The following is an 18892-nucleotide window of genomic DNA, read 5'->3' as shown; positions in this document are numbered from 1 at the left end:
TATCAGATTGTTATATTTTTAAGTGAGGTCATTTGGCTTTAAGTTTAACTTTATATTAACTTTTCATGGCGGAATAATTTTATTTATTTGTTAATGTTGAAATATTTTTTCTTTGTGGATGATTATGAGCGTGTTAGTCTTTTTGTTGTTTATGTTATCTATAATAAATAACGTACGCGTTAAAATTTATAGAGAATGGTTAACTATTAACTAAAGAGTCCCCTTTACTTATGCATGAATCCTTGACAATTGCATTACTTCAAGCGCGCGAAACCGCGATGGGTTTTTTTCGGCCTATTCTGAAGAGCTATAATTTAACTGAGCAACAATGGCGTATTATTCGAGTACTTGCGAGTAGCCGTTCGATTGATTTTCATGATCTGGCTTGCCTCACCTGCATCCTGCGCCCAAGTCTAACGGGCATTCTAACGCGCATGGAGCGTGATGGGCTTATTTTCCGTCTGAAGCCTATGAATGATCAGCGTAAGCTGTATGTGTCTTTGACACCGGCAGGCCAAGAACTCTATGAGCAGGCCAAAGGGCTGATTGATGAGGGGTATAAGGCGATTGAAGAAGCCTTTTCTCCAGAAAAGTTAACTCAACTTTTAAGGTTGCTGGATGAATTTATTGCTATCGGGAATCATTCTCAAGCCGATTTGGATGAAGAAAGCGAAATGTAAGTTGAATAAACCCGCCATATTTTGAATTACATCGAGGCAATAAGGAAATAATGTAGCCAACAAAGAGGTAATTTGAAAGATGAAGGATATATACTTTATTAATGTATTAATTAAGTAATTTATCATTAGTTGTATAAAGACCGCCGTAATGAATTGCATAAAGATATTGATGCAGTATATTGCGGCGGTTTTTCTATTTTTATTACAAATTTTTCTTTTATAAAAATCTAAATGAAAAGCTATTGTTAGTAGGAAAATTTAAGTATTACAAATATCATAAAAAATTCTTTACTATTTGTTTCAGCTCCAAATCTATTGGATATTACCTACAAGAAAACTAATACCTATTGAGAATGATAATCATTTTTTCAATCTACTGCTTTAGATAATAAAAATATCATTATGATGATATTTAACCGAGGTATTGTAAGTTTAGTCGTTTTAATCTCTATTCCATTTAATTCATTTTCTGGATCTTGATGTAGGGTATGAAGCAAATGATTATGCAGGGAAATTGTGAGTCAAAAATGCTCTCAATCAAAAATATGTTATCCATGCCATTAAATGGATGATGGTATGCCCGTACTGGAAAAGGCGTTAACTTTAGCGTTAATATGAATATTAAATTTCAATAATACACTTATATTCAATAAATAAATTTTAAATTTCAATTCTATTATCTTCAATTTAAAACATAAAAGAGTAAATTTAAAGTAGCTGTCTATTTAAATAATAGTCACTTATTTTGTGAAGCGCAAAAGCTATGCCCTGTTTTCTGACAGTAGAAGAATATAGTTTTCTATATCACCCAAGTGATGCTCCGATTTATCTGCAATATTAATCCGGCACAAAACCATGTTGGTCATTGCACATAAATTATCCTCCATCCAATATGCAGATAAAATTGTGGTGATGGATCAGGGCAGTATTGTTGAAGAAGGGACGCATAACAGTAGGGTTTTTACCATAAATTATGACAGTTGCAGCAGCAGGTTCAGAGCTGGGGGATAAATTAGTGATGCCATAGCACCATATCGATATTTTTTAATTTAAATCGTAGAAAGTATTCTGATGGAAGAGATTCGCTCAAAAGCAATTATTTTTGATTCTGAGCGAATTGTTATATTTTAAACAAATTATTACTGATTAAAAATAAACAATTACTTGGTATTTCCCTGCCGATAAGCCAATGCTACGGCTAATGATTGCGTCAGACACAACGTTGCGGATTGAGAGCGGAACGCATCTACCTGTGCTTCTTTCACTACAAAACAAACGTCACTGAAACTGGCTAGTGGGCTGATTTGGCTATCGGTAATGACAATTTGTTTCGCGCCTGCCTGTGCTGATTTTTCGCTCACCATGACTGTCTCTTCAGCATACGGAGTGAAACTGATGGATACCACAACATCTTTCGGGCCAATCATACTTATTTGCTCGCGGAACATACCACCTAAACCATCCACCAGCAGAGGACGACATTCCAGATGGCTCAGGGCATAAGCAAAGTATGATGCGACACTAAAAGAACGACGCAGCCCGATAATGTAAATATTGTGCGCATTCGCCAGTAAATTTACTGCCTTATTTAAATCCTCCGCGGGAGTGCGGGCTGCGAGTTGTTGCATGGCCTGAGCATTGGAATGGGCGAACTCCTGTAAAATGTGTTGCGGATCTTCCGGTAATTGATGGTCACCATCCAACTCTTTGAACAGCCGCGCCCGATCGGTATAATTGGCCGTTTCTTCCACCAGATTCATACGGAAGAGTTGTTTCATTTCATTAAATCCACTGAAATTGAAAGCATTGGCAAAGCGGATCAACGTGGAAGGTGGAACATCAGCCTCTTTTGCGATAACGGCAACAGTATCAAATGCGACACTGTTCGTATTATCCAGCACATACCTTGCAACTTGCTGCAACCGTTTACTTAAGTCACCATAACGTGAGCGTATTTGTTCTTGAAGTTCGTTCAGGTTAGACGCAGCAGACATAATGCCCCCATAAAAAATTGTAATGAAATATATACCCTTCGTCTTTCTAGTTGCCACTGAGTAATCACGCTATTGCATAAAAATAGCGTTTTGATCACATTAATTAAAGTGTATTTCAATTCTCATTGAAAATGAAACATATATTTCATATATCTGTAGCACCGTGACTTAACCTTGAATGATTCAATCGTAATTGTCTTTAGAGAGGCTCAGAATGGAACAGATTAAAAATTTTATTGGCGGTCAACTCATTGATAGTCAAAGTGAACGCATGTCATTTATCTTTAATCCGGCGACAGGGCAAAAAATCAGGCAGGTTGCTTTGAGCACCGTTAATGAGACTAAGTATGCCATTGAATCTGCCCATCTGGCCTTTAAAGTGTGGTCAAAAACCTCCCCGCTGAAACGTGCCCGGATCCTGTTCAAATTCAAGTCATTGCTTGAAGAAAACGGCGATAGGTTGGCTCGGCTGATTTCTGAAGAACATGGCAAAATTTATTCTGATGCCATGGGTGAATTGACCCGCGGTCTTGAAGTAGTGGAATTTGCCTGTGGCATTCCACATCTGCAAAAAGGGGAACACTCTGCTAATGTGGGAATGGGGGTTGACAGTCATTCTCTGATGCAACCGCTGGGTGTCTGTGCGGGCATTACTCCTTTTAACTTTCCAGCAATGGTGCCGATGTGGATGTTCCCGATTGCACTGGCAACGGGTAACACTTTTGTCCTGAAACCATCCGAAAAAGATCCGTCTCTCTCGATTGAACTGGCTAAATTATTACAGCAGGCCGGTTTGCCAGATGGGGTATTTAATGTCGTGCAGGGAGATAAAGAAGCGGTTGATGTGTTGCTCACCGACCCGCGTATCCATGCCGTGAGTTTTGTCGGTTCAACACCGATTGCGGAATATGTTTATACCACGGCTTCGGCCCATGGCAAGCGCTGCCAGGCATTGGGAGGAGCAAAAAACCACAGTATTTTGATGCCGGATGCGGATATGGATGTGGCTACGAATGCCATTATGGGGGCAGCCTTTGGCGCGGCAGGAGAGCGCTGCATGGCGCTGTCCGTTGTCTTGGCGGTTGGGGATCAGATTGCGGATAAATTGGTAGAACAACTTCGGCAAAAAATCAGTCAAATGTCAGTAGGTATCGGTATTACCGAAGGGAAAGAAAACGACATGGGACCTGTGATTTCAGAACAACATAAAGCGAAAATCTGTGATTACATCAACAGTGGTGCAGAACAGGGCGCTGAATTATTGGTGGATGGGCGTGGATATCAGGTTGCTGGTTATGAAAGTGGCTATTTCGTGGGGCCGACCCTGTTTGATTACGTTACGCCTGACATGAAAATCTATAAAGAAGAGATTTTTGGCCCCGTACTTGCCATCGTTCGCGTACCGGATTATGACACCGCACTGAAATTGGTTAATCATCACGAATATGGCAATGGGGCGGCTATCTTTACCTGTGATGGCGAAACCGCTCGTCAATTCAGTGAAGATGTTCTGGCTGGTATGATCGGCGTCAATATTCCCATTCCTGTGCCGATGGCATTCCATAGCTTTGGTGGTTGGAAACGTTCTATTTTCGGGCCGCTGAACGTGCATGGCAATGATGGGGTTCGCTTCTATACTCGTATGAAAACGGTCACTAGCCGCTGGCCTGCAAGTGTGCGTCTCGAACATCACGATAGCCATTTTGTGATGCCAACGATGGAGTAGCTATTTCTATGAATAATACACCCATGAAGACGAAAAAAATGACAATGGCTCAGGCCTTAGTCAAATTTCTTAATCAGCAATATATCCATGTCGATGGGGAGGAATACCCTTTTATTCGAGGCGTTTTTACGATATTTGGTCACGGTAACGTAGTGGGATTAGGGCAAGCATTGGAGCAAGCGCCGGGGCACCTTCGTATTTATCAAGGTTGTAATGAACAAGGTATGGCGCATATTGCTACGGGGTTTGCCAAGCAGAAGAAACGCCAGCAAATTTTTGCTGTCACGTCTTCTATCGGGCCGGGGGCAGCCAATATGGTAACGGCTGCCGCAACAGCGACAGCAAACCGTATTCCACTGCTGTTATTACCGGGAGATACTTTTGCTTGTCGCCAGCCTGATCCGGTTTTACAGCAAGTAGAACAATATGGTGATGGCACGATCAGTACCAATGATTGTTTCCGTCCAGTATCCCGCTATTGGGATCGTATTTCCAGACCAGAACAATTGATGACAGCCATGATCCACGCGATGCGAGTATTGACCGATCCGGCAGACACTGGCGCAGTCACTATTTCTCTTCCGCAAGATGTTCAGGGGGAAGTGTGGGATTACCCTAATTACTTTTTCCAAAAACGAGTTCATCAGATTGAACGCCGTCCCGTTTCTCAGGCGCGAATTCAGGAAGCGGTTGCACTAATTCAGCGTAAGAAAAAGCCACTGCTGATTTGTGGTGGTGGTGTGCGTTATTCAGAAGCTCATGAGGCATTTCGCCAATTCGCTGAGACATTCAATATTCCTTTTGCCGAAACTCAGGCAGGGAAAAGTGCGATTGTGGCAGCACATTCACTGAATTGTGGTGGAATCGGCACGACTGGTTGTTTAGCCGCGAATCTACTCGCTAAAGAAGCTGATTTAATCATTGGCGTAGGCACCCGTTTTACCGATTTTACGACCGCCTCAAAATCATTATTTCAACACCCAGAAGTAGAATTTATTTCCATCAATGTGGCGGAATTTGACGCGTGTAAGCTGGATGCTGTCGGCGTATTGGCGGATGCCCGTGAAGGGTTGAATGCCATTGCACAAGAGCTGGCAAAAACGACATGGTATGCGGAATGGCAGCAAAAAATTTTGCAAGCCAAGGTCGCTTGGCAGCAGGAGTTAGATCGATTGTTTTCCATTCAATATCAGGCCGATTTCATACCGGAAATCGCGGGGCATTTAGATGAAAAACTGGGTGAGTACAGTGAAACATTGCAAACCAATCTGACTCAAACCCGCGTACTTGGTTTGATGGCTCAGTATTTGGAACCGAATGCCGTCATTGTTGGGGCGTCTGGCTCTTTGCCGGGAGATTTGCAGCGAGTTTGGCAACCGAAAGTACCTGATACTTATCATCTCGAATATGGTTACTCCTGCATGGGATATGAAATTGCGGCATCATTGGGAGTAAAACTCGCTTGCCCAGAACAACCGGTCTACGCGATGGTAGGTGATGGTTCGTACTTGATGCTAAATAGCGAATTACAAACGGCCATTCAGGAAAATATTAAGATCACCGTGTTATTGTTTGATAATGCCGGGTTTGGCTGCATTAACAACTTACAGATGAGCCAAGGCATGGGAAGTTTTGCGACGGAAAATCGATATCGCAATCAATCTAACGGTAGGTTAGATGGCAAGCTACTCAAGGTGGATTTCGCTAAAAACGCAGAGAGTTATGGCTGTAAGAGTTATCGTGTACATAACGAACAGCAATTGATTGCTGCGTTGCAGGATGCACAAACACAGTCATGTGCAACTTTAATTGATATCAAAGTGTTGCCAAAAACCATGACCCATGATTATGAATCATGGTGGAGAACAGGTACTGCAAAAATCGCTGATAACGCTGCCATTACTGCTGCGGCGGAAAACATCAGGGACTATGTGGAGAAAAAAACACGCCAATATTGAATTGATCCTGTTGTTAAACCCAGTCTGATCATTCTTCTCAGTCTGGAAAACCCACTATTTTAATAGCGGCTTGCCGGGTATGAAATAAAAATTCCATATCCGGCGCTGCTGATTATTTCTTATTTTATATCGTTATTTGAGCAAATCTCCTGTAAGAGGGTTTTTCATTACTTTTTGTTTTTAAAGAAAATAATTTAAAATTTATTTAGTAATTATTCTGTTTTCGTGACAAATTTAACACTAAAACTTCCTTTTACATCACAAAATGCTAACCACCTCTAAAAAATAAAATTTTCAAATAATATGAAATTGAAATAAATATTTTGATTGATATATTTTTATCCACACCAAAGCAGATACTAAGGTATCCAAGGAGCATTCATGTTCAATATTGCATTATTTGGCGCTGGACGAATTGGGCTGGTTCACGCTGTTAACATTGTTAACCACAAAGAAACGCACCTCTATTCTGTGATAGATCCACATATAGCAAGTGCTGAAATGGTGGCGCAGAAATATCAAACAAAAATACAGACTACCGAAGAAGCGATGGCTGATCCTGATGTTCATGGCGTCTTGATCGCATCAGCAACAGATACTCATGTAGATCTGATTGAACTGGCTGCTCGTCACAATAAAACCATTTTCTGTGAAAAGCCGGTTCATCTTAATCTTGAAAGAGTTCGTCAATGCCTTGCTACGGTAAAAGCATTTCAGGTTCCTTTGTTTATTGGTTTTAACCGTCGCTATGATCCTCAATTCCGTCGTCTGAAAAACCTGTTTGATGCGGGGTCAGTGGGTAAAGCGGAATCTTTGCTTATTACCTCTCGTGATCCATCCCCTCCACCCGCTGAATACGTTCAGGTATCTGGCGGCATGTTCCGGGATATGACCATCCATGATTTTGACATGGCTCGCTTCATCATGGGTGAAGAGCCGTGTGCTATTTATGCACAAGGCAGTAATCTCGTTGATCCCGCCATTGGTTTAGCCGGAGATATTGATACAGCGTTTATTGTTATGAAATTTCCTTCGGGGGCAATGGCGACCATCACTAATAGCCGCCGTTCAGGTTATGGCTATGATCAGCGCCTTGAGCTACATGGTGAGAACGGTTTGCTTACAGCCGGAAATATTAAGGAAAACAGCGTTGAATTTTGGGGTGAACAAGGTTGCCTTGCTGCTAAGCCTGAACATTTCTTTTTACAACGCTATCGTGAAGCCTATATCGCAGAATGGGATCATTTTGTCGATGTCATGGCTGGCAGGGCTATGCCTGAAACCCGCGGTATCGATGGTGAAAAGGCCTTGTACCTCGCAGATAAGGCACTTGAATCTCTACGTTCCGGTAAGGAAATAAAATTATAACGATAAAAACACTATTACCTGAAAGTAGTTGATCAGGAGGGAGGAGTATATGGCAGATTTTCTTTCTTTTATTGGTTTCACTTTATTGGTAGCAGCGTTTGCTTATTACAAAACGAGAAATAAACAGTTAAGCAATTCGACAGAAGGCTATTTTCTTGGTGGGCGTTCTCTGACTGGTGTATATATCGGTAGCTCCATGTTATTAATGAACTTGTCCACAGAGCATTTAGTCGGTTTGAATGGTTTGGCATTCAGAACTGGTTTTATTGTTATGGCTTGGGAAGTCATCGCTGCACTAACGATTGTTTTATTTGCTATCTATTTCCTACCAAAATATCTGAAACTCGGCATTTCTACGATCCCGGAATATCTCGAACGTCGGTTTGATAAAAATACGTTGCTGATTACATCGGTTTTATTTTTGGCGATGTATGTGATTTCGCTATTACCTATCGTGTTATATACCGGAGCCATTGCACTGGAAAGTCTGTTTCAGGTGTCTCAAGTTCTTCATGTCGATAAAACCACGGCACTCTGGATCATGGTTTGGGGTGTTGGTGGACTTGGGGCAATTTACGCAATCTTCGGCGGCATCAAGGCCATTGCCGTTTCGGATACCATTAATGGGATTGGCTTGATTTTGGGTGGATTAATGGTAACCATTTTTGCCCTTTTGTATGTTGGGGATGGTAGTGCATGGGAAGGTTTGGCTGAGGTCTATCAAGCTCATCCAGAGAAATTCAATTCCATTGGTAGTGAAGATTCCCTTGTTCCTTTTTCAACTCTATTTACCGGGCTGATTATCTCTAATATGTTCTTTTGGTGTACCAATCAATCGATTGTGCAGAAATCATTGGGCGCCAAGAACTTAGCGGAAGGGCAAAAAGGCGTCATGCTGTGTGCCATATTTAAGCTCCTTATTCCTTCCATTATTATTTTGCCGGGAGTAATAGCATTCCATATCTTTAATGGTCAGTTAGATAATCCTGATAACGCTTACCCTGCATTAGTTCAATTAGTACTACCCAAATTTCTTGTCGGTTTCTTTGCAGCAGTCGTTGTGGGAGCAGTATTTTCAACATTTAGTGGGGGGCTGAATTCTTCCGTCACGTTATTTATAGTCAATATCTACAAACCCCGGATTAACCCTCATGCGACAGAAATACAAGCTGTGGCTGTGGGTAAATATCTGGGGATCGGGTTAGCGTTGGCAACCATGATTATTGCGCCACTGGTTGCGAATGCCCCTGATGGCCTGTTCTACCTGATTCAGCAGTTACAGGGGATCTTTAATGCACCGATCCTCAGCGTAGTATTGGTTGGGCTGTTGACAAAACGTGTTCCCCCGATTGCGGCAAAACTAGGGTTGTTGTTTGGCATGTCGGCTTACATCATTTGTAACTTTATTCTGAACATCAACATTCACTTCTTCCATTTGGTTGGCATATTGTTTGTCCTGAATATCATTTTCATGTTGACGATTGGTTATTTTTTTCCCGCAGAATCGTATCAAGAAGTGTATACAGAGCAGGTAGATATTACTCCGTGGTCAATGGCAAAACCGATGGGATGGTTAATCACACTGTCTGCGATCTCCATGTATGTCTTCCTCGCTCATAATGTACCCGCTTATGTAATGGCATTTTACTATGTATTTGCTGTCGGCATTCTGGGCTATGTCTTCTATCTGATGGGTAAGGCACTCTTTAAAAAGCAGTGACGGTAAGTACAACAAAAGATACGTAATCCCAACCCAGTGGAATGAGAGAACAAACTTTTTCGGGTTCACAAATTGAATTAGTGTTTCTTTAAACATAAAAAATGAAATATATATTTCATTTAAAAGGCAAGAGAAATATAGAGTTCTAATGACACACTCTGGAATAAGAACATGAAAGAAATTCGAGTCGGATTGATTGGTACTGGTTATATCGGCCGTACCCATGCCATAGCTTACGCACAGGCACCTACAGTATTCCCATTGAAGGGCCGGTTGATACGTGAAATGGTGGCTGATATGAGCGCGGAACAGGCTCATGTTCAGGCAAAAGCACTGGGTTTTCGACGTTCGACAGGTGATTGGCGTGAATTAGTTGCTGATCCGAATATCGATGTTGTCGATATTTGTACTCCTAATTTCCTGCATAAAGAAATGGCACTGGAAGCCATCAAATACGGTAAGCATGTCTATTGTGAAAAACCATTGGCGCTGAATTCTCACGATGCAAAACAGATGGTAGAAGCTGTGGCACGAGCAGACGTTAAGACGTTAGTCGGCTTTAATTACATGAAAAACCCCACGGCACAACTGGCGAAAGAAATTATTGCGAATGGAGAAATTGGTGAGATTGTGCATTTTTATGGCACTCACAACGAGGATTATATGGCTGATGCTTTGAGTCCGATTCACTGGCACTGCTTTAAAGATCAGGCGGGATTCGGGGCATTGGGTGATCTGGCTGTCCACATCATCAATATGGCGCAATATCTGGTGGGTGAAATCATGACCGTTTGTGGCGATATGACAACGGTCGTGAAGGCGCGTCCTGAGAAATCAGGTTCTTCTATTTTGATCCCCGTTGAAAATGAAGATCAAGCCCATGTGATGGTGCGTTTCAATACCGGAGCAATGGGAATCATTGAAGCATCCCGTATCGCTTGTGGCCGTAAAATGGGGCTGAATTATGTCGTCACAGGGACTAAAGGCACACTGAGTTTCACACAAGAGCGGATGGCAGAACTGAAACTTTATCTCCATGATGAGCCGGTAAACCGTCAAGGATTCAAGACCATTTTGGTCGGGCCGGAGCATCCCGACTATGCCCCTTTCTGTAATGGCGCAGGGCACGGCATAGGTTTTAACGATCAAAAAACAGTAGAAGTCAGAGACTTGGTTGATGGCATCGCATTAGGGCAAGACATGTGGCCTGATTTTACTGAAGGCTGGAAAGTTTCACGTATTCTGGATGCGATTCTCTGTTCTCACCAAGAAAAACGTTGGGTAAATGTCACTGAAATTAATTAAATGCTGACAGTGATATCCAATACTCAAAATAATCTGGGGTTCATAAAAATCAAGAGCTCAGCAAAATACCGCATTCGGTAAGAGGTGAATTAATGGATCGGCATAGAAAGTTTGATGTTATCTGCATGGGACGTATCGCGGTTGATCTGTATGGTCAGCAAATTGGAGCCCGCCTAGAGGACATGGGAAGTTTTGCAAAATATCTGGGTGGATCTTCGGGAAATGTGGCCTACGGTACGGTGCGTCAGGGATTGAAGTCTTCAATGCTGGCAAGAGTCGGTGATGAACACATGGGGCGTTTTCTGCGTGAAGAATTAGAGTGGGCTGGGTGTGATACCAGCCATTTAATTACCGACAAAGAGCGTCTGACGGCATTAGTTTTGCTCGGCATTAAAGATCACGAAACCTTCCCGCTGATCTTTTACCGCGATAATTGTGCTGATATGGCCCTCACGCATGATGATTTTAGTGAAGACTACATTGCCTCTGCTCGTTGTTTGGCAATCACCGGAACTCACCTTTCTCATCCAAAAACCCGTGATGCTGTACTGACCGCATTGCAATATGCCCGCAGTAACGGAGTCAGAACTGTCATTGATATCGATTATCGTCCGGTATTGTGGGGACTGACTTCTCTTGGTGACGGTGAAACTCGCTATATCGCCTCAGAACAAGTGACAACACAATTGCAGGAAGTGCTTTCCCAGTTTGACCTGATTGTCGGAACAGAAGAAGAATTTCATATTGCTGGTGGCTCTACAGATACAGTTGAAGCCTTGTGTAGAGTACGGGAACTGACTGCTGCGACCTTGGTTTGTAAACGGGGAGCATTGGGATGTTCTGTATTTACTGACGGTATACCCGGCACTTTGGATGAGGGGATCACTGTACAAGGTGTCAAGGTAGAAGTTTTGAATGTCTTAGGGGCAGGAGATGCCTTTATGTCTGGCTTGTTGCGTGGTTATCTTAATAACGAAAGTTGGGAACAGGCTTGTACCTATGCTAATGCTTGTGGTGCTCTGGTAGTTTCTCGTCATGGCTGCTCACCAGCCATGCCAGATAAAACTGAACTGGATAATTATCTTGTTCGTACCGTACAAATAGCGCGTCCTGATTTAGATCTTCACCTTAACCATTTACACCGTATTAGTAGCCGACACAAACAATGGGATGAACTGTGTGTTATGGCATTTGATCACCGCATTCAGTTTGTTGAAATGGCACGTAAGGTTAATGCCAAACTTGAGCGGATACCACAACTGAAAAAATTGTTGTTCCGTGCCAGTCAGGAAGTTAGCACAGAAGCTCATTTGGAAGGACAGGCGGGAATATTATGTGACAGTAGCTTTGGTCAAGATGTATTGAATTCTGCAACAGGGCAGGGGTTATGGATTGGACGTCCCATTGAGCTGCCGGGTTCTCGCCCGCTTTGTCTTGAGCACGGTGATATTGGTTCTCAGCTTATTAGTTGGCCTCAGGAACATATTGTGAAATGTTTGGTGTTCTTTCATCCTGAAGATCATCATCCTTTGCGTCTGGAGCAGGAAAAAACCGTACAGGAAGTTTATTCAGCTTGCTGCCATTCCGGCCATGAATTGTTGCTGGAAGTGATCTTGCCAGTAGACATGCCTCATTCTGATGAACTTTACCTACGTGCCCTTCAGCGTTTCTATAACCTTGGGATTAAACCCGATTGGTGGAAATTACCACCAATGCAATCAGCCAGTTGGGATCAAATCGCGACATTGATTGAACAGCGTGACCCTTATTGCCGTGGGGTAGTGATCCTCGGTCTTGATGCGCCAGAGACAATCTTGAAAGCAAGTTTTAATGCGGCAGCGGGTAAAAAAATCGTCAAAGGTTTTGCTGTCGGAAGGACGTTATTTGGTCAGCCTTCATTGAAATGGCTAGCGGAAGAAATTGATGACGAAAGCCTTATCTTACAAATCAAAACTAACTACCACAATTTGATTAGCTATTGGCGTCAACGTGGATCACAAAGCGAATAAAGTATCACCTATTCTTCAACTAACAGGAGAACCTTCATGGCTGTTCAACTTGGCATCAATCCCTTGACATGGACTAATGATGATTTGCCTTCTTTGGGTGCTGAAACATCGTTGGAAACTTGCCTGACAGAAGGACGATTAGCGGGATTTACAGGTTTTGAACTGGGTAATAAATTTCCCCGTCAGGCGCAGATTTTAGGGCCTATTTTAGCGGCTCATGATTTGAAATTGGTATCTGGCTGGTATTCCGGTGAATTGCTAATCCGTAGTATCGAAGAAGAAATTGTAGCCGTGCAGCCGCATTTGACCTTGTTGCGTGAATTGGGTGCTTCCGTGATGGTTTTCGCCGAAGTGACACACTGTATTCATGGCAATCAGGGCAAACCAGTACATTTTCGTCCATTATTTCCGGTAGATCGTTGGCAAGAATATGGGGAAAAATTGACGGAATTCGCTCGTTATACTCAGTCGCAGGGCGTACAGATTGCTTATCATCATCATATGGGAACTGTAATTGAAAGCGCAGAAGACATAGATAACCTGATGGAGCATACAGGCGCAGAAGTCGGCCTTCTTTTAGATACAGGGCATCTGACCTTTGCGGGGGATGACCTATTGGTGGTGACAAACCGTTGGTGCAAGCGTATCAACCATGTGCATTGCAAAGATATACGTCCAGATGTACTAAAGGATGTCAAAAACCGTAAAACCAGTTTCCTTGATGCTGTATTAAACGGGGTATTTACCGTTCCGGGCGATGGTTGTGTTAATTATTCGGCTATTTTCGAAGTATTGAAAGTGAATCATTATGATGGCTGGTTGGTCGTTGAAGCAGAACAAGACCCCGCCATTGCCCATCCGTTGACGTATGCCACGATGGGATATCGTAATTTGCAAAGATTTGCCAAAGAAGCGAATTTGATTTAGCTATTAAAAAATTTTCTCATTAGGTGAGTTATATGTCGAAATTACTATCAAGATACCACGAACCTGACCAAGATAAACGAACTCAACATATTACACTGGAAACGGCAAACTGGAGATATGTCCACTTTTCTGTTTATGAACTAAGTGTAGGAGAATCCATCAGATTGCCTGCGTCAGAAAATGAAACCTGCTTAGTGCTGGTGGCAGGGAAAGCAACAGTGAACACACCTCAGCAACGGTTTGAGCAGATTGGGGATCGCATGAATCCATTTGAGCGCAAAAAGCCTTATGGTGTCTATATTGCTCCTAATGAAGGGATGGAAATCATTGCAGAAACTCATCTTGAATTGGCCGTATGCCAGGCAAAAAGTAAAGGAAATTATTCAACCCGTCTCATTACCCCTTTGGATATTGGTGCTGAACAGCGGGGCCATGGCAATAATCGGCGTTATGTCCACAATATCCTGCCTGATGATCAACCTGCGGATAGCTTACTGGTCGTTGAAGTCTATACCGATGAAGGGTGCACCAGCTCTTATCCTAGTCACAAGCATGATACTGACAATGAGCCACAGGAAACTTATTTGGAAGAGATTTATTACCATCGATTGAATTCATCACAAGGTTTTTGTGTACAGCGGGTCTATACCGATGATCGTTCTCTGGATGAAACCATGGCGGTTTATAATAAAGATGTAGTGATGGTGCCAAAAGGGTATCATCCCGTAGCAACTCTAGCGGGATATGACAGTTATTACTTGAATGTGATGGCTGGCCCAACGCGTAGGTGGTTATTTACATGGGAAAAAGATCATCAATGGATTAATAGTGAGGAATATGTGGCAAAACATGCCCGCTAACAAACCATCCAACAAGGATGTAACTCGAAATCTATTGGAGATGATATTGCTCCCTTATTTAGGGAGCAATATCATGGATGAACCATATTTAGAGGCGTCTACAGGCTAACTTAAATAGCCCATATGCTATGCCAGCGATCAATAATGAATTAATCGTGGATATTCTCCAATTTGTTACATTATTACTTTGATTTTCTTAGATAAAAAGGACACCTTTTTCAATTAGCCGTTCTGGAATATAGCTATCTAGTTGTAAATAACGGCAAAATTCCTCAAATTGTTGGATTGAATGGACATCAGCCTTCTGATAGATGTTATAAACTCTATTTTCTATCGTTTTATGGCTAACATTGTATATTTGGGCTATTTCCTTATTTGATCGCCTTTGCAGCATTAAGAAGATGATATCAAGCTCACCTTGAGTAAACAGATCTGTGGCTGCTTCTGTAGTGAGAACGCTGGGTTTTTGGCGGTTAATGTATTTTAAAGGAGAAAGGCTACTCAATGGCTTAGCGTTCCAGACGATCCCAATGCATTCTTTTTCATCGTTATACACGGGAAATTTTTCACTGATGAAAGGCGCTAAACTGTTTTTTCCATACCAATAATGGGTTTCGATTATCGAAACCCTATCTTTTGATTCCTCCGTTCTACGGTCATGTTCTTTGAGGCCTTGTGAAAACTGGTCATCAGACCAATCAGTCGGGAATTCACAGTCTAACTTACCTTCTACGTCAAAATTTTCTGGTGTGTTGGTGTAAAGGTAAGCTGCTTTATTCATATAGATATGCCGGGACTCTAAATCCTTAATTCCCCAAGGATCGCTGAGATGCTCCATCATAGCGATTAGCCCCTTTAAATAGAGTTCATTATTTTTATAGGATAAACTCATCTTTTTCTCATGTAATTCATATGTGTTAAATTTTATATTATAAATAATAACGTTTGTATTTATGTCGTTGTCTTCTCTAACCTCATATCTCTCAAAGCCAAATTTCCGTAAAAATATAACTTATTAAATTAATATTTTTCAGATAAAATAATTTTGTTGTATTATTAAATAATCCCATTCAAGGCAGAACTGTTATCACTTTTACTGCTTGATGACAAGAGTGTTTTTCACCCTTTATTGTTCTGATAAAAAGTGTTTAATCTAAAATGTCATATAAATTATTCAGTTATATATTTTTCTAGGCGTTAGTATGTATAAAAAACAAAAAATGGAACACCTGAGAAAAAATTTGCAATACTTGCTCGATTCCAGAGGAGAAACAAGAGTATCTATCTGTGATAGAACAGGACTTAATCGCACAACTATCTACAATATTTTGGATGGCAGAGTTCAAAGCGTTCACTCTTCTACGATACAGAAAGTCTCCAATTTCTTCGGTGTATCATATAGTGAAATAGAAGCAACGGATATTGAAGAAAAAGAGCGTTTGGATGCTGTCGTCTCTTATGAAGGAAATATGAATCCCTGTGCTGTCCCATTATTTATGCAATCTGAATGCATTATTCCTGAGTTTTTTGATATTAAAATAGGCTCTCTAATTGTTGAGCGGAAACTCACTTATTATTTTGGAACGGGGCCTAATGTTGTTGGTGTTTTACTTGAAAATGATTTTCCGGGTAAATATAATGCAGGAGATTTACTAATAATTAAGAGAGGTAACTACCAGAATAACAATCCAAAGTTATGTTTCGATCCAACACAACAGCAGTATCATATCAAAGAATTTAATAGAGAATGTTCTAATAGTTTGATGGTGATTGGGGATATAATGGAAGAACGGTTTGGATATGGGAAAAAAATATAAATTACTGGGATTCAATAGCCAGGATAATACAGCTAATGTATTAATTTCATCAACCGGAAAAGTATTAAAAATAAACATAAAGGAGCTTGAGAAGAGTGAAATAGCTGATGATCTCGACAATCATGAGATAAAGTCGCTTTATAGAAAGTTATATTCCAGTTTTCCAAATACCCCCTCAGTTTATGAAATTGAAGAGCGTAATGAAAAATCTTGGGTTGTTTATTCATTTCTCGCATTATTATTGACAATTTTCTATACATTCAGCAACATAGCAGCAGCTAAGCCTGTTTATATTGAATACCTTGATATTATCGTTACTCCTGGTACTTTCATTTACCCTTTTTCATTTTTAGTCATTGATTTACTTAGTGAATTCTATGGATTCAGGTTAGCAAGAAAAGCAATATACATGTCATTGGTTTCTAACTTGATCATTGTATCTTTGTTGAGTCTTTCAACAAATTTACCCGCTATGCCAAGTTGGGATTTGAATGATCAGTACAATGCTCTAATGAATCATATTCTGTCGGCTATCTTTGCTTCTTCACTGTCATTTTTAGTTTCTGAACTTGTCAATTCTTATATTTTGTGCAAATTGAAGGATATGACCAATTCTCGATTTTTGGCATTAAGAATATTTTTCAGTACATTTATTGCATCAGTGATTGATAGTTTTGTTTTCTGTTTTGTCACATTTTATGGAAAGCTGCCCGTAAATCAAATCGTTGCAATGATGGTAGTGCAAATATTAATTAAGATTTTCTTTGCATTTTTTAATGTCTTTCCAGCTTACGGTTCACGTTATTTATTTAACCGGTGGATTGTTAAAACAGCAAACTAATGAACCGCATGAGGGAATTTCCCTCATGCCACCTCTTTACTAAAGCCTGCTTCATTTTTTATAGCTTAGTTATCTTCTATATTATTCCCTATATTTACTTATGATAAATGTAATTATCACAATAAATAATTATACCCGTCGTCTTTCAAGTTGTAGCTTTGTTGGCTACGTTCACTCACTCCAGTCGCATAGTTGCCTACGCTCCTGGGGATTTTGTTCTCTTGCCGTCGCGTTGTACTTTGAAACCCATTAGGTTTATATGAATTTTTATTCAATTTGCTGGCATACAACCTTACTATTTATAAGGTATATAAATGATTCAGTTTTTATTTTTATGTAGAGTATGGACACATTGCTCCCATTAAAAAATAATCATTTATATCAATTAATTATGTGTTTAATGGTTTGTTTTTTATATATAGTATATCAAATAATGACACATGTATTAACCATTAAAATCATCATTTGAGTTTTTGTATGTTGATTTTAACATTTACCTGGTGTATTAATTTAGGCCATAAAATATAAGGTAAAATTCATATTTTGTCTGGATGTGAGATCAGGGCGATATGTTCCCTTACGCAGACAAATTATTTTCATTATTTTGAATAATAATTTTTACTCGCCCAACACCAGGGTAATATTAGTTTGTTTTTTGAACTTATGATGGCCAGTTTCTTAGCCAGATATTCTTTAGGTTAAGGAACTGGGCAATCATATATCCAATAGATTGTCAGTTGCAGTATAGCCTACACTGCCACAAGCGGAGGTTTGACAGGTATGACCCTTTATATCAGACGACTAATATTTCTGATCGGCAATAGATAAGTGTTATAGCGATGGTGTTCGTTCAATAAATGTACCATTCAGAGAGTAGCATGAAGAGTCATAATTTGAATTTGTTACCAGATTTGGTCAAAAAAGCTTACTGACAATGATCTAATAATTACCAAAAAACAGTAACTATCAGACCATATTTTAACTATTGTTTATTACGCGATGACGTTTTGGTACAAGTCCCAGCGATTTCCATAAATGTCTTTAAAAACCACCACCATGCCATATTCTTCCTGGCGTGGCTCTTCACAAAAATGGACACCATTTTCTTTCATTTTATGGTAATCACGCCAAAAGTCGTCTGTGTGAAGGAATAGGAATACTCTACCGCCACACTGATTACCAATAAATGTTTTCTGTCTTTCGTCAGATGCCCTTGCAAGTAATAAGTGACAATCGCTTTCAGGGTTCGGTGTCACGACAACCCATCTTTTACCCGGTTGTGGGGTATCTTCTACCAACGTGAATCCTAATTTATTAATGTAGTAATCAATTGCCTTATCGTAATCGTCCACAACGATAGCAACGTAACCCATACATCTTTTTTGTGCTCTCATGATATATCTTAATATTTTATTAGTTTAAAAAATTACAGCATTCGCGTTCCTAAGTTCACGCTTTTCTCTGGCTGGATCAGAACAGTGCCTTGCTCGTTACAGACGGCAGCCAGCACTAAAACTTCAGATTTAAAGGTCATGTATTAAATAGTTAGATTGAATATCAAAAATAGTACTCACGCTCAATAAAAGTTCCTATCACCTTATCGTGCATTTCTTCGGATTTTGAATAACTGATAGTTTTTCTATTCAGTCTTTTTACTCGAGTACGCTGAGTTAAATTCGTTCTCTCT

The 18892-nt window shown here is 40.6% G+C and carries 15 protein-coding genes and 1 pseudogene; 12 read left to right on the top strand and 4 right to left on the bottom strand.

Going from position 1 to position 18892, the window contains the following annotated elements; translation table 11 throughout:
* The first annotated feature begins 230 nt into the window (after positions 1 to 230).
* Positions 231 to 680 (top strand): homoprotocatechuate degradation operon regulator HpaR, encoded by a 450-nt coding sequence (gene hpaR / locus Xhom_RS21270; protein ID WP_069318344.1) that lies wholly within the window; start codon positions 231 to 233, stop codon positions 678 to 680.
* Positions 681 to 1517: 837 nt separating this feature from the next.
* Positions 1518 to 1691 (top strand): annotated as a pseudogene (locus Xhom_RS49790) (hypothetical protein); the annotation flags it as partial.
* 149 nt (positions 1692 to 1840) lie between these two features.
* On the opposite strand, the gene Xhom_RS21265 reads toward Xhom_RS49790, so the two are convergent.
* Positions 1841 to 2674, bottom strand: a complete 834-nt coding sequence (locus tag Xhom_RS21265; RefSeq protein ID WP_069318345.1) for a MurR/RpiR family transcriptional regulator — start codon at positions 2672 to 2674, stop codon at positions 1841 to 1843.
* Between the two features lie 214 nt (positions 2675 to 2888).
* Here Xhom_RS21265 and Xhom_RS21260 point away from each other — a divergent pair, with 214 nt between their 5' ends.
* The 8 genes from Xhom_RS21260 to iolB all read left to right on the top strand — a co-directional run bounded on the left by Xhom_RS21260 (position 2889) and on the right by iolB (position 14547).
* A complete protein-coding gene (locus Xhom_RS21260) occupies positions 2889 to 4400 on the top strand; it encodes a CoA-acylating methylmalonate-semialdehyde dehydrogenase (protein WP_069318346.1) in 1512 nt (503 codons plus the stop codon).
* A gap of 23 nt (positions 4401 to 4423) precedes the next feature.
* Positions 4424 to 6358, top strand: coding sequence for a 3D-(3,5/4)-trihydroxycyclohexane-1,2-dione acylhydrolase (decyclizing) (gene iolD, locus Xhom_RS21255; RefSeq protein ID WP_099139843.1), 1935 nt, complete (start codon positions 4424 to 4426; stop codon positions 6356 to 6358).
* A 381-nt stretch (positions 6359 to 6739) separates the two neighbouring features.
* The gene (gene iolG / locus Xhom_RS21250; protein ID WP_069318348.1) at positions 6740 to 7726 is read left to right on the top strand and encodes an inositol 2-dehydrogenase; all 987 of its coding nucleotides are present in this window, start codon (positions 6740 to 6742) and stop codon (positions 7724 to 7726) included.
* A gap of 49 nt (positions 7727 to 7775) precedes the next feature.
* On the top strand, positions 7776 to 9446 hold the full coding sequence (locus Xhom_RS21245; RefSeq protein ID WP_069318349.1) for a solute:sodium symporter family transporter: 1671 nt from the start codon (positions 7776 to 7778) through the stop codon (positions 9444 to 9446).
* Positions 9447 to 9617: 171 nt separating this feature from the next.
* Complete coding sequence (locus tag Xhom_RS21240; RefSeq protein WP_069318350.1) at positions 9618 to 10751, top strand: Gfo/Idh/MocA family protein; 1134 nt, start codon at positions 9618 to 9620, stop codon at positions 10749 to 10751.
* A gap of 92 nt (positions 10752 to 10843) precedes the next feature.
* Positions 10844 to 12760 (top strand): bifunctional 5-dehydro-2-deoxygluconokinase/5-dehydro-2-deoxyphosphogluconate aldolase, encoded by a 1917-nt coding sequence (locus tag Xhom_RS21235; RefSeq protein WP_069318351.1) that lies wholly within the window; start codon positions 10844 to 10846, stop codon positions 12758 to 12760.
* 36 nt (positions 12761 to 12796) lie between these two features.
* Positions 12797 to 13687: a myo-inosose-2 dehydratase gene (gene iolE, locus Xhom_RS21230; RefSeq protein WP_069318352.1), complete on the top strand. Its 891-nt coding sequence runs from the start codon at positions 12797 to 12799 to the stop codon at positions 13685 to 13687.
* Positions 13688 to 13719: 32 nt separating this feature from the next.
* On the top strand, positions 13720 to 14547 hold the full coding sequence (gene iolB / locus Xhom_RS21225) for a 5-deoxy-glucuronate isomerase (RefSeq protein WP_069318353.1): 828 nt from the start codon (positions 13720 to 13722) through the stop codon (positions 14545 to 14547).
* A 196-nt stretch (positions 14548 to 14743) separates the two neighbouring features.
* Here the strand turns inward: iolB and Xhom_RS21220 are convergent, their stop codons facing one another.
* A complete protein-coding gene (locus Xhom_RS21220) occupies positions 14744 to 15439 on the bottom strand; it encodes a helix-turn-helix transcriptional regulator (RefSeq protein WP_069318354.1) in 696 nt (231 codons plus the stop codon).
* 310 nt (positions 15440 to 15749) lie between these two features.
* Here Xhom_RS21220 and Xhom_RS21215 point away from each other — a divergent pair, with 310 nt between their 5' ends.
* Together Xhom_RS21215 and Xhom_RS21210 are read left to right on the top strand one after the other, a co-directional pair.
* Positions 15750 to 16364 carry a helix-turn-helix domain-containing protein gene (locus tag Xhom_RS21215; RefSeq protein WP_069318355.1) on the top strand — a complete coding sequence of 205 codons (615 nt, stop codon included), beginning with the start codon at positions 15750 to 15752 and terminating at the stop codon, positions 16362 to 16364.
* Positions 16348 to 17205: a queuosine precursor transporter gene (locus Xhom_RS21210; protein ID WP_069318356.1), complete on the top strand. Its 858-nt coding sequence runs from the start codon at positions 16348 to 16350 to the stop codon at positions 17203 to 17205. Before Xhom_RS21215 ends, Xhom_RS21210 begins: the two co-directional genes overlap by 17 nt.
* A gap of 992 nt (positions 17206 to 18197) precedes the next feature.
* Here the strand turns inward: Xhom_RS21210 and Xhom_RS21205 are convergent.
* Both Xhom_RS21205 and Xhom_RS21195 read right to left on the bottom strand, forming a co-directional pair.
* On the bottom strand, positions 18198 to 18599 hold the full coding sequence (locus tag Xhom_RS21205) for a VOC family protein (RefSeq protein WP_069318357.1): 402 nt from the start codon (positions 18597 to 18599) through the stop codon (positions 18198 to 18200).
* A gap of 163 nt (positions 18600 to 18762) precedes the next feature.
* Positions 18763 to 18892: IS1 family transposase (locus Xhom_RS21195; protein ID WP_244590775.1), on the bottom strand; the 130-nt coding region annotated here is incomplete at its 5' end.

Source organism: Xenorhabdus hominickii (genome assembly GCF_002632725.1).
GTDB classification, from domain to species: Bacteria; Pseudomonadota; Gammaproteobacteria; order Enterobacterales; family Enterobacteriaceae; genus Xenorhabdus; species Xenorhabdus hominickii.
The sequence above is the reverse complement of the archived record's forward strand: the minus strand, read 5'-3'. Positions and strand labels throughout refer to the sequence as shown.